This window comes from Rhodococcus sp. NPDC059969 (assembly GCF_042738325.1).
In the GTDB taxonomy this organism is placed as follows: domain Bacteria; phylum Actinomycetota; class Actinomycetes; order Mycobacteriales; family Mycobacteriaceae; genus Rhodococcus_F.
In genome coordinates this window covers 276,799-289,024 of record NZ_JBHWUF010000005.1, presented here as the reverse complement: position 1 = coordinate 289,024, position 12,226 = coordinate 276,799, and the positions used below count along the sequence as shown (strand labels likewise).

General features: G+C 62.8%; 11 protein-coding genes. 7 read left to right on the top strand and 4 right to left on the bottom strand.

Translation table 11 applies throughout. The features are described 5' to 3' along the window. Nucleotides 1-2 precede the first annotated feature (2 nt). Nucleotides 3-845, bottom strand: coding sequence for an HpcH/HpaI aldolase/citrate lyase family protein (locus tag ACFWAD_RS17180; protein ID WP_378545851.1), 843 nt, complete (start codon nt 843-845; stop codon nt 3-5). A gap of 95 nt (nt 846-940) precedes the next feature. Then, nucleotides 941-1,351, bottom strand: a complete 411-nt coding sequence (locus tag ACFWAD_RS17175) for a lipopolysaccharide assembly LapA domain-containing protein (protein ID WP_378533729.1) — start codon at nt 1,349-1,351, stop codon at nt 941-943. 102 nt (nt 1,352-1,453) lie between these two features. Between ACFWAD_RS17175 and rlmN the strand changes: the two genes are divergently transcribed. After that, entirely contained in the window at nt 1,454-2,563 is a 1,110-nt protein-coding gene (gene rlmN, locus ACFWAD_RS17170; RefSeq protein ID WP_378533727.1) for a 23S rRNA (adenine(2503)-C(2))-methyltransferase RlmN, read from the top strand. A gap of 94 nt (nt 2,564-2,657) precedes the next feature. Here rlmN and ACFWAD_RS17165 read toward each other — a convergent pair whose 3' ends face one another. Further along, nucleotides 2,658-2,927 carry a DUF2631 domain-containing protein gene (locus ACFWAD_RS17165; protein ID WP_003942762.1) on the bottom strand — a complete coding sequence of 90 codons (270 nt, stop codon included), beginning with the start codon at nt 2,925-2,927 and terminating at the stop codon, nt 2,658-2,660. 120 nt (nt 2,928-3,047) lie between these two features. On the opposite strand from ACFWAD_RS17165, the gene dxr reads away from it, so the two are divergent. The 5 genes from dxr (at nt 3,048) to ACFWAD_RS17140 (ending at nt 9,501) form a co-directional block, all read left to right on the top strand. Continuing rightward, nucleotides 3,048-4,205 carry a 1-deoxy-D-xylulose-5-phosphate reductoisomerase gene (gene dxr, locus ACFWAD_RS17160; RefSeq protein WP_378545848.1) on the top strand — a complete coding sequence of 386 codons (1,158 nt, stop codon included), beginning with the start codon at nt 3,048-3,050 and terminating at the stop codon, nt 4,203-4,205. Between the two features lie 7 nt (nt 4,206-4,212). Further along, nucleotides 4,213-5,424 (top strand): M50 family metallopeptidase, encoded by a 1,212-nt coding sequence (locus ACFWAD_RS17155; RefSeq protein ID WP_378533723.1) that lies wholly within the window; start codon nt 4,213-4,215, stop codon nt 5,422-5,424. 87 nt (nt 5,425-5,511) lie between these two features. Then, complete coding sequence (gene ispG / locus ACFWAD_RS17150; RefSeq protein WP_378449524.1) at nt 5,512-6,669, top strand: flavodoxin-dependent (E)-4-hydroxy-3-methylbut-2-enyl-diphosphate synthase; 1,158 nt, start codon at nt 5,512-5,514, stop codon at nt 6,667-6,669. 111 nt (nt 6,670-6,780) lie between these two features. Further along, nucleotides 6,781-7,617, top strand: a complete 837-nt coding sequence (locus ACFWAD_RS17145; RefSeq protein WP_378545844.1) for a GNAT family N-acetyltransferase — start codon at nt 6,781-6,783, stop codon at nt 7,615-7,617. A gap of 69 nt (nt 7,618-7,686) precedes the next feature. After that, entirely contained in the window at nt 7,687-9,501 is a 1,815-nt protein-coding gene (locus tag ACFWAD_RS17140) for a penicillin-binding transpeptidase domain-containing protein (RefSeq protein WP_378449522.1), read from the top strand. A 4-nt stretch (nt 9,502-9,505) separates the two neighbouring features. On the opposite strand, the gene ACFWAD_RS17135 is transcribed toward ACFWAD_RS17140, so the two are convergent. Next, on the bottom strand, nt 9,506-10,315 hold the full coding sequence (locus ACFWAD_RS17135; RefSeq protein WP_042450799.1) for a LuxR C-terminal-related transcriptional regulator: 810 nt from the start codon (nt 10,313-10,315) through the stop codon (nt 9,506-9,508). A 178-nt stretch (nt 10,316-10,493) separates the two neighbouring features. Here ACFWAD_RS17135 and ACFWAD_RS17130 point away from each other — a divergent pair, with 178 nt between their 5' ends. Beyond that, on the top strand, nt 10,494-12,116 hold the full coding sequence (locus ACFWAD_RS17130; protein WP_378545841.1) for an AMP-binding protein: 1,623 nt from the start codon (nt 10,494-10,496) through the stop codon (nt 12,114-12,116). Nucleotides 12,117-12,226: the final 110 nt, after the last annotated feature.

Below are 12,226 nucleotides of genomic sequence, written 5' to 3'. Positions count from 1 at the left end.
GATTAGTGATTGGTGTGGATGTGGAACAGGGTGGCGAGCTTGTGGATCTTCTTTGCCTTGGCGAGCTTGGGCAAGTCACTCCCGTCGCGTACGCGTGAGCCATCTTCGCCGAGATCGTCGATGACGTTCTGTGCCCAGATGGCGTCGGCAACGGAGGGGCTCAGGCCGGCGTTGACGGGAGCCGTCTGCGCGGTGGTCATGCAGAGCTTGCCGGCCATGCCGAGCGACAAGGTGATCGCGCAGTCTCGGGCGAGCAAATCCGGGTCGGGGCCTAGCGTGGGGCCGTCGATCGGCGGAGCGATACGAGCGGCGCGACTGGCGATTGTCAGTCGCGAGCGCGGGTACGACATCGAGGTGGGCGAGTCGTCCATCCCAGTATCGCGACGAAAGTCTCCGCTGCCGAATGCAAGACGGAAGATTCCGTCGGTGCGTGCAATCTCGGGAGCAGCTTCGAGTCCCACCGCAGATTCGACGAGGGCAAGAATCTTGGTGCCCTCGGGAAGTCGTTCGGCGGTGGCGTCGGCCTGCTGGCCGCTTTCGGTCTTCGCGAGCATGACACCCTCGAGTCCGGGGAGGCCCGCAAGTACGGCGAGATCCTCTTCCCAGAACGGTGTCGTTGCGTCGTTGATCCGAACCCACGCGTGATTGTGTTCGCTCAGGAATGCGACGACATCGCGGCGAGCGGCCGGCTTGTTGGGCGCGGTGACGGCATCCTCGAGATCGAGAATGACGGCGTCGGCGGCGCTCGCGAGAGCGGCGTCAAAAGTGTCCGGTTTGGATGCGGGGACGAGGAGCCAGGATCTTGCCTGTTGCGGGGCAATACGCGAGGTCACAGGTCTCTCCATGTGAGTAGTCACATCAGGGCCTTTCGGGTGATTTCCACGACAACAATGATGCCTGCTTACCCGCGGGTAGACCCAATTGCGTAACTAGATTTCAGTCACATCTGCCGCTTGGCTGCGCGCCGGATCTGAATGATGCGAACCCCGCCTGCCAACGCCATGATCAATGCGCCCGCGATCGCGGAAAGCAGGATCGTGATTCCGAGCGGAAAGTCGATTTGCCAGGCCAGGATCTTGACGGAGACGCTCTCGAGGTTCTGCAAGATGAACACCAGCAGCATGATCAGCACGATTGCGCCGATGACCAGGCCAACCCACGTCGTCGCAGCCCTGGTCCGGTCGGTAACCGCGGTTCCGGTCGGCGTCGGTTCAGGCGTCGGGTTCGGTTCGGGATCGTGTTTTTCGACTGCCTTGTCCTCGCCCACCTTCGGAAGTTCCGGGTCGGGACCGAAACCGTCGGCGGGGCCGTACACGGGGGAGTTCGACGGATCCTCTGGTGTGGTTGACATGACATGATCATCACGCAACCTGCGCGAAGTTGCACGGGTAATCCGGCCACAATCGGGTGGCAGTGGGGTAGCACCCCAAAACAATGGGACAATGGTGTAACTATGGCTGCCTCTCTTCCCCTCGTTTTCACTGCACCCAAGCGCGGAATGCCTCCACGGCACCTCGCCGATCTCGATTCCGCCGAGCGCAAAGAAGCGGTGAAAGAGCTCGGCCTTCCCGCTTTCCGGGCCGATCAGCTGGCGCGTCAGTACTACGCTCGGCTCGAAGCAGATCCGGAAAAGATGACCGACCTCCCCGCATCGGTACGCGAAAAGGTGGGGGATTCGCTCTTCCCGACTTTGTTGACGCCGATCAAGCATCTCGCGTGCGATTCAGGCGACACACGCAAAACCCTGTGGAAGGCCCATGACGGAACGCTGCTCGAGAGCGTCCTGATGCGCTATCCCGATCGGGCGACACTCTGCATCTCGAGTCAGGCAGGCTGCGGAATGGCCTGCCCGTTCTGTGCGACGGGTCAGGGCGGCCTCGACCGCAACCTTTCGACTGCCGAGATCGTGGATCAGGTTCGCGAGGCGGCAGCAGCCATGCGCGACGGTGAAATAGCCGGCGGCCCCGGCCGCTTGTCGAACGTGGTGTTCATGGGCATGGGCGAGCCGTTGGCGAACTACAAGCGTGTGGTGGCGGCGGTTCGCCGCATCACCTCGCCCGCACCGGACGGACTCGGCCTGTCGCAGCGGTCGGTCACGGTCTCGACCGTCGGCCTCGCTCCCGCGATCCGCAAGCTCGCCGACGAAGGCCTGAGCGTCACGCTGGCGGTATCGCTGCACACGCCGGACGACGAACTGCGCGACACGCTAGTGCCGGTCAACAACCGTTGGTCAGTGTCGGAGGTGCTTCAAGCCGCGCGATACTACGCAGACAAGACCGGCCGCCGTGTCTCCATCGAGTACGCGATGATCAAGAACGTCAACGATCAGCCGTGGCGTGCGGACATGCTGGGCAAGAAGCTGAAGAAGGCGCTCGGCGGGTTGGTGCACGTCAACCTTATTCCGCTCAACCCGACTCCGGGCAGTGAGTGGGACGCGAGCCCGAAGGACGTCGAGCGTGAGTTCGTGCGTCGGGTCATCGCCCAAGGCGTCTCGTGCACGGTGCGCGATACGCGTGGCCAGGAAATTGCCGCAGCCTGTGGCCAGTTGGCCGCCGAGAACTGAGACGCTCCAGGTCTGAAACGTTCTAGGCCTGTAACACGTAAAGAGAAGGCCTCCACGAACTTTCGTTCGTGGAGGCCTTCTCTTTGTCAGGTCTCTAGCGCGGGCGGCGACGGATGACGATGTCGCGGACCAGAATGAAGATCATCAATCCGGCGGTGCCGATGAGCCACAGATCCTCGACCTTGCCGTGATGGTTACCGATCATCATCAGAAGCAGGAATATTGCGAAGAACCATCCGAGGAAACGGAAAAACTTGAGTCCTTCACCACTCCACCCCCATGCGGCAGAGGGAACCTCGGCCTCATCGACGTGCGAGACCACGACGGGGGCGCTGGACTTGACGTCCAACTGGGTATCGGCCACGGTCGATCCTCCTGCTCATTCGGTTGCACTACTGCCCAATATGGTGACATACGACTGCCTGTCGTACGTAGTTGGGCGTCGATAAGGTTGTTCTCAGGTGTTATCAGGAACAATGGGCGAGTGCAGGAAACCACACGTACCCGCGTCCTCCTCCTCGGCAGTACCGGTTCGATCGGTACCCAAGCGCTGGAGGTCATCGCTGCCAACCCTGATCGTTTCGAAGTAGTCGGACTGGCAGCGGGCGGCAACAACGTCGAATTGTTGGCCGAGCAGATCCGTGCAACCGGCGTCACCGACGTCGCCGTCGCCGATCCTGCTGCCGCCGCTGCTCTGGAATCGGTGACGGCTCGCTCGGGACCGAGCGCAGTGACGGAACTGGTTCGCGACAGCGGCGCCGATGTCGTCCTCAATGCGCTCGTCGGTTCGTTGGGACTCGAACCGACCCTGGCGGCTTTGAACTCGGGTGCGCGTCTGGCGCTGGCGAACAAGGAATCCCTTGTCGCAGGCGGAGCGTTGGTGACCAAAGCTGCCGCACCCGGCCAGATCGTGCCGGTCGACTCGGAGCATTCGGCGTTGGCCCAATGTCTACGTGGGGGAACGGGCGACGAGGTGGCGCGGTTGGTTCTCACCGCCTCCGGTGGGCCGTTCCGCGGCTGGAGCGCCGAGGATCTCGAAAATGTGAATCCGGCTCAGGCGAAAGCGCATCCCACCTGGTCGATGGGACCCATGAACACCCTCAACTCGGCAACCTTGGTCAACAAGGGCCTCGAGCTGATCGAGACGAATCTGCTGTTCGGGATCGACTACGACCGCATCGACGTCACCGTGCATCCGCAGTCGATCGTGCACTCGATGGTGACCTTCTTCGACGGTTCGACGCTGGCGCAGGCAAGCCCACCGGACATGAAGCTTCCGATCGCCCTCGCGCTCGGCTGGCCGGACCGTATCGAAGGTGCGGCGTCGGCATGCGACTTCACAACCGCCTCCACCTGGGAATTCGAGCCGCTCGATTCGTCGGTGTTCCCCGCCGTCGATCTCGCGCGAAGTGCAGGCAAATCGGGCGGTTGCTTCACTGCGATCTACAACGCGGCCAACGAAGTGGCGGCTCAGGCATTCCTCGACGGCGTCATTTCGTTCCCGGCGATCGTCCGTACGGTGGCTGCTGTTCTCGACGATGCAGGTCAATGGTCCGCGGAACCGGTTACCGTGGACGACGTTCTGGCCGCGGACGGCTGGGCACGCACACGAGCGCGTCAGCTCGTGAAGCAGGAGGGCTAGAACTTTCATGGTTTTTGCACTGGGCGTAGTGCTGTTTGCCCTCGGCATCGGCGTGTCCATCGCCCTGCACGAAGCCGGCCACATGTGGACGGCCAAGGCTTTGGGAATGAAGGTTCGCCGCTACTACATCGGCTTCGGACCGAAGATCTTCTCGTTCCGTCGAGGTGAGACCGAGTACGGACTCAAGGCACTGCCGCTGGGCGGATTCTGCGACATCGCAGGCATGACGGCTCTCGACGAGATGACGCCTGAAGAAGAGCCGCACGCGATGTACAAGAAGGCGGCGTGGAAGCGCGTCGTCGTCATGTCCGGCGGTATCGCGATGAACTTCATTCTCGGGTTCCTCCTGATCTACGCATTGCTCCTCGGCTGGGGCCGAACTGAGCCTGCTCAACCAGTGGTTCAAGAAGTCACGTGTGTGGCCCCCGATCAGTTGGGTCAGGACGGCAACTTCGAGCTGACAGCGTGCTCGGGTGGGGGCCCTGCGGGCGATGCGGGCTTGAAATCAGGAGATCGGATCACCGCAGTCGATGGAACGTCGACGAGTACCTTCCCCGAGGTGGCAGCAGCCATTCGAGGTGTGGATGGGCCCATCACGTTGTCGGTTGATCGCGATGGAGAGGCATTGTCGATCACGGTCGTTCCCGAACGCGTCCAGCGATACGTGAACTCCGCCAGTGGTGTTCCCGTGAAGCAAGAAGTATCTGCTGTCGGAATCGGTGGACCCGGCTCGGCGTTGGTCGAGTACAACGCGCTCACGGCTGTTCCGGCAGCCTTCGACTACACCGGCCAGATCATGGTCGACTCGGTGAAGGCGTTGGCTGACATTCCGTCGAAGGTGGGGGCTCTGTGGGAGTCGGTCACGGGCGGCGAGCGGGCGCAGGACACACCGATCAGCGTGGTCGGCGCCAGCGTGATCGGCGGCGAGGCTGCTGATCGAGCTGAGTGGCCGATGTTCGTCGGCCTGCTCGCGTCGATCAACTTCTTCCTCGGCGTTTTCAACATCCTGCCGCTGCTGCCGCTCGACGGCGGGCACATCGCGGTGGTCTTCTACGAGAAGATCCGCGATTGGTTCCGCGCCCGCCGCGGCCTGATCCCGGGCGGTCCGGTCGACTACACGAGACTCCTTCCGATTACTTACGTATTCATCGTGATCGGTGGCGCGTTCATGTTGCTGACACTCACGGCTGACATCGTCAATCCGATCAAGATCTTCTGACCGTGTGAGCAGGGCGACGGTTGCCGCGCGGTAGTGCGGTGATCGCCCGGCTAAACTTGCAGTGAAGCTATGAAAGAAGGCACAGACGTGACCATCCCTATCGGACTGGGAATGCCCTCGGCACCCGCAGCGATTCTTGCTCCTCGACGCAAGACTCGGCAGCTGCAGGTCGGCACGGTAGGTGTGGGCAGCGATTTCCCCATCTCGGTGCAGTCCATGTGCACCACGAAGACGCACGACGTCAACGCAACGCTCCAGCAGATCGCCGAACTGACCGCTTCCGGATGTGACATCGTCCGTGTCGCCTGCCCGCGCCAGGAAGATGCGGACGCTCTGGCGACAATCGCGAAGAAGAGCCAGATTCCGGTTATCGCCGACATCCACTTCCAGCCGCGCTACATCTTCGCGGCAATCGAGGCGGGATGCGCTGCGGTGCGCGTCAATCCCGGCAACATCAAGGAATTCGACGGCCGCGTCAAAGAGGTGGCGAAGGCCGCGGGCGATGCCGGCATTCCGATCCGCATCGGCGTCAACGCCGGATCGCTCGATCCTCGCTTGATGGAGAAGTACGGCAAGGCGACGCCCGAAGCGTTGGTCGAGTCTGCGCTGTGGGAAGCCGGGTTGTTCGAAGAGCACGGCTTCGGTGACATCAAGATCTCCGTCAAGCACAACGATCCGGTGATCATGGTCGAGGCTTACCGACAACTCGCCGCCAAGTGCGACTACCCACTGCACCTCGGTGTCACCGAGGCGGGTCCGGCGTTTCAGGGCACGATCAAGTCCGCGGTCGCCTTCGGTGCGCTGCTCGCGGAGGGCATCGGCGACACCATCCGTGTGTCGCTCTCAGCCCCGCCGGCCGAGGAAATCAAGGTCGGTAACCAGATTCTGCAGTCGCTGAACCTGCGTCCGCGCAAGCTCGAGATCGTCTCATGCCCTTCGTGTGGCCGTGCACAGGTTGACGTCTACACACTGGCCGACGAGGTCTCCGCGGGTCTCGAAGGCATGGAGATTCCGCTTCGCGTGGCAGTCATGGGCTGCGTCGTGAACGGACCGGGTGAAGCGCGTGAGGCCGACCTCGGTGTGGCGTCCGGCAACGGCAAGGGCCAGATCTTCGTCAAGGGCAAGGTCATCAAGACGGTGCCCGAGGCGCAGATCGTCGAGACGTTGATCGAAGAGGCGATGAAAATTGCCGAAAGCATGGAGGGTGACGCTTCGGAGGGTGCGCCGGTCGTCACCGTGAGTTGAGTGATTGCCGGATGAATCTTCCCCGTCGGTGTCAGGTTCGTGGCAATCTGAGTGCATCATGATCGGGTAGTGATATTCGTGGACGCGCAGTCGAGTCGAGGGGGTTGACGGATGCTCAAACTCCTCGGAGCCAAGCAGGTCGGAAGTCGAGATCTCGACGACGTCCGAGCGGTACTCGACGCCGATCCGGTCGCGGCCTGCATGATTGCCGCGCGCGTCGAAGAATGCGGCGTCGACCCACGAATGATTCACGGCGAGCTGTGGAGTCGAGGCGGGCCGTTGTCCTCCCTGTGCTTTGCCGGGGCAAATCTGGTTCCGCTTCGGGGCGATCCGGGTGACATTCGAGCATTCGCCGACCGTGCCTGTCGGATTCCACGCATGTGCTCCTCAGTGGTCGGTCGCGCCGAATTGGCGTTGCCGCTCTGGGAAATGCTCGAACTCGATTGGGGAACTGCGCGGGAGGTTCGCCCCGAACAACCGTTGCTCGCGGTATCCGAGCCGCTGGCATGCCCGTCGGATCCTCTGGTCCGGCAGGTCCGCTCCGACGAACTCGACATCTACCTGCCTGCCGCGATCGCGATGTTCATCGAAGAGGTGGGCGTCGATCCGCGTGCCAACGACGGTGGGCGCGGCTATCGGCATCGTGTCGCAAGCCTGATCGCCGCCGGGCGAGCGTGGGCGCACATCGAGGACGGCCAGGTCGTTTTCAAGGCGGAGGTCGGTTCGATGTCCGCGCGCTGTGGCCAGATTCAGGGCGTCTGGGTCAATCCCGAGTTTCGCGGACAGGGCTTCGGCATGACCGGAACGGCGGCTGTCGCGGAGTCGATCATGGCGACCGGTCGCATTGCGAGCCTGTACGTCAACAGCTTCAATACGATTGCGCGGTCGACCTATTCGCGGGTCGGGTTCCGACAGGTCGCAACTTTCTCGACGGTACTGCTCGACTGACCGCACACGGTGGTTGCAATGGTCGCGCCTACCCTGACCGCGTCGGTTGCCGCCCTAGTATGGGGCTCGATGAACACTCGGCATTTCTCTCGTAGTCGCTCGGCCCAACTGTTGGCCTCCTGCACCGTGATTTTCTTGGCGGTGGGGATCAGTTCGTGTACTCCGAAACCCGCCGGCCCCGAGCCCGTCGCGCAGCAGTTCCTGAGTGCGTTCGGTGACAGAGACATCGACGAGGCAGCAAAATTTACGGACCGGCCTGATTCTGCCGGACCCGTGTTGAGCGATACCTGGGATGCGCTTCAGGCCGAGTCGATGACCGCTGAGACCACGTCGGTGAAGATGAACGGAGACACCGCGACGGTCGGCTACACCTACGAGTGGCATCTCCCGAAGGACCGCGTCTGGACCTACGACGGCGAGCTGCAGATGGGTCGCAAGGACGGCGACTGGTCTGTCCGGTGGAGTTCGACGGACGTTCATCCCCGTCTCGGTGACAAACAGACGATGTCGTTGCGGGCAACCGCTGCGCCGAGGGCGAGGGTCAACGAGCATTCGGGCACGGACGTCCTCGTGCCGGGAATCGTCTACCGCGTGAAGTTCGATCGCTCGAAGAGCAACGACATCATCGGCTCCGCGAACAGTCTCGCAAGCGTTCTCGGGCGATTCGATTCGTCGCTGACGGGTCAGTCGATCGCGGAATCGTCGACGGCCGTCAAGGGCGACTATCTGGTGACCAGGTTGCGTAGTGACGACTACGACCAGGTTTCCGCGCAACTGGGAGCCATATCCGGGGTTTCGGTGTCGGACGAATCGGATCTGGTCTCGACCGACCCGGAGTTCGCACCTGACCTGCTCGGGCAGATCAAGAAGACGATCATCGACGAGGTCGACGGCAAGGCCGGCTGGAGTGTCGTCACGGTCAACCAGAACGGCGTCGACACCGACGTGTTGACCGAGACTGCGCCGCAACCGGTTCCGTCGTTCAGTATCAGTCTGGACCGCAACATCCAGATCGCTGCGCAACGCGCGGTGAACGTGAACAAGGATCAGGCGATGATGGTGGTCATCGAACCGTCGAGCGGTGCCATTTTGGCCGTTGCGCAGAACAAGGCAGCAGACCGCGACGGACCGGTCGCGACGATGGGTCAGTACCCGCCCGGTTCGACGTTCAAGATCATCACGGCAGGCGCCGCAATTTCGACCGGTCAGGCGACCCCCGACACGATGGTGCCATGCCCGGGCCGAATCGAGATCGGCGAGCGCAGCGTCCCCAACTACAACGAGTTCTCACTCGGCACGGTGCCGATGGCAACGGCCTTCGCGCGTTCGTGCAACACGTCCTTCGCGAAGCTGGCCAGCGAGATGCAAGCGGACACGTTGACCACTGCCGCAGCGCAGTTCGGTATCGGCCAGGACTACAACGTGGTGGGATTGCCGATCGATTCCGGTTCGGTGCCACCGGCGTCGGATCTGGTGCAGCGGACCGAGGACGGATTCGGTCAGGGCAAGGTCGTCGTCAGTCCGTTCGGAATGGCGATGGCGGCGGCGACGGTCGCGAACGGTTCGACACCGGTGCCGCAACTGATTTCAGGGCGCGAAACCACCATCGACGGTGAGCGCCCGGCGATCACACCGGCCATGGTCGACGGTCTGCGCGGAATGATGCGACTCGTCGTCACCAGTGGTACCGCCGAACGCGTCGAAGATCAGGGTGAGGTGTACGGCAAGACCGGTGAAGCCGAGGTCGACGGGGGATCGCACGCATGGTTCGTCGGCTATCGCGGAAACCTGGCCTTCGCGACTCTGGTTGTGCGGGGCGGAAGTTCGGACAACGCCGTCGCAGTCACCCGCGACATGCTCACCGCCCTGCCGGAAGGTTACTGACCCGTCAGGGGAGCAGTCCCAACCTCCGGGCGGTCACCACGGCTTCGTGGCGTGAGCTGGCGTCCAGCTTTCCCATCGCGCTTCGCAGATAGCTCTTGACTGTTTCAGGGCGAAGGGAAAGCCGTTGGCCGGCTTCGATGTTGGTACAGCCGAGTGCGACCTGAGAGAGAACGTCCACTTCGCGCGGGGTGAGCGTGACGTCGGATTCGGCGTCGGCGGTAGGACGCAGCAAGTTGGCCAAACGCTGGGAGAGTCCGCGGAGTTTGGTCTGCAAGTCGGTGTCGGTGACGGTCTGGGCGACACTGCGTAGTTCGGCGTGGACTCCGCGGATCTCTTCCGAAGACATACCGTCGGCGGTAGTCGCGGCGGCGGCCTGCAGTAGTTGCAGGCGACGATCGACTTCGTCGCGGATGGCGAACTCCATCCCGAGACGCCGGGACGCGCCGACCATGACGTCTGCTGTGCGGTCACCCAACGGAGCGGAATCCCGGATCGCGGCGTAGAGCACAGCGCGCGATTTTCCCGAAACCATGACCGGAACGGCGATGATCGAATGCAGGCCCTCGCTGAGAACAGGACGGTCGAAGTGATGAGTGATGGACTGCGAATTGCCGTAATCGTTGACGGTGATCGGTGAACCCTGGGCTACGACGCGTCCGCCCATGCCCGAGCGTGGCGGGATGGCCAAGCCCTTGAGGTTGTTTGTGCGGGTGCCGACGAATTCGCTCAGGTGCAGGGTTCCGTCCTGGACCTCGCCTCCGAACAGCACGGGAACAACACCCTGAGCTGCAATGGTTCGGAGTTCACCTCGCATTGCGTCCCCGTCGCGGGGACGCAGAAGTGACGAAGCATGTCGATTCACGCAGGTACCCCTTTCTGGGGGTAGTGAAGTTCTCTTGTGAGCTAGATCATAGGGGGCGAACAGTACGTATGACGAGCCGCCAACGTAAGCGGTCGGGCCAACCATACGACGATCGATAAGGAGCAAGTTGATGAGCACCGATCCCACCGCACGGGTGCGCGAGCTGCTGGACCAGTACGACACCCCGCATGCCAGCGCCGCAGAATTGCTCTGCGATCGGCATCCCGCGGATGGCGTTGCATTCACCGTCGTCGAGGCAGACCTTAGCTCGGTGGACCTCACTTACGGTCATCTACGTGAGCAGTCGGCGCGTTTCGCAGCAGCTCTGGCGGACCTCGGAGTCGAGCCGGGAGACAACGTAGCGACTCTCATGGGCAAGTCTGCGGATCTCGTGGTCGCGCTCCTCGGAATCTGGCGCCGCGGCGCGGTCCACGTGCCGTTGTTCACGGCATTCGCCTCGCCTGCCATCGCATTCCGCTTGACGGCCAGCGGTGCGAAGGTCGTCATTTCCGACGCCAATCAGCTCGACAAGCTCGCGCCGGGTGAGGACATCCCCGCCGACGCGGCGTGGCAGGTCATCGTCGCCGGCGGCGCGGCCGGGGACGAATTGGACTTCGACGCCCTCCTCGCAGCTCAGGATGCAGAAGACCCGAAGGGCGCTGCTCAGGCCGTCGGCGGAAATGCACCGATGGTGCAGTTGTTCACCAGCGGCACCACGGGAACACCCAAGGGCGTGCCGGTTCCGGTGCGTGCGCTCGCGTCGTTCCACGCCTACCAGGAGTTCGGCCTCGACGTCCGTGAGGACGACGTGTTCTGGAACGCCGCGGACCCGGGCTGGGCGTACGGGCTGTACTACGCGTTGCTCGGCCCGCTTGCCGCCGGAACGCGAAGCATTCTGCTGCACGCCGGATTCTCCGCGCCCCTGACGTGGCAGATCATCGAGAAGTTCGGTGTCACCAATTTTGCGGCCGCTCCGACCGTGTACCGCAGTCTGCGTGCCGACAAGGCGCCGGTTCCGGAAGGGCTTTCGCTGCGCCGCGCGTCCTCGGCCGGTGAGCCCTTGACTCCGGATGTTGTTGCGTGGTCGAAGAACTCGTTGGGCGTCGAGGTCCGTGATCACTACGGCCAGACCGAGCACGGCATGTTCATCGTCAACGCGTGGGCCAACGGGCTCCGCGAGGATGTGCGCCCCGGATCGATGGGTCGTCCGTTGCCGGGTTGGTCTGCTGCTGTGCTGGAAGACAATTCGGATGACATCGCACCGGCTCGCACTCAGGGCCGCGTGGCGATCGATACCCATAACAGCCCGTTGATGTGGTTCACCGGATACGTCGATGCTCCGGAGAAGACGAAGCAGCGATTCAGCGAAGACGGCCGCTGGTACATCACCGGTGATGCCGGAATGACGGACGAGGACGGATTCTTCTTCTTCTCCTCGCGAGATGACGACGTCATCATCATGGCCGGCTACCGCATCGGACCCTTCGACGTCGAGAGCGTGCTTGTCATGCACGAGCACGTCATCGAGGCCGCCGTCGTGGGCATGCCCGACGAGTTGCGCGGTGAGGTCCTCGAGGCGTTTGTCGTTCTCCGCGAAGGCGTCGACGGCGACGACGAACTCGAGAAGGAACTGCAGACGTTGGTGAAGAAGAAGTTCGCGGCGCACGCGTACCCGCGCACCGTGCACTTTGTTCCGAACCTGCCCAAGACCCCGAGCGGCAAGGTTCAGCGGTACATCTTGCGGAAGGGCTAAACCCCTGCTGTGGGGCGGTTTTTAAAACGGGGGGGTTTTTAATTTGCACAACCACGTGATCGCCCACCGGTTATTGCGTCCACCCAAAAGGGGGAGAGGGTGGAATTTTA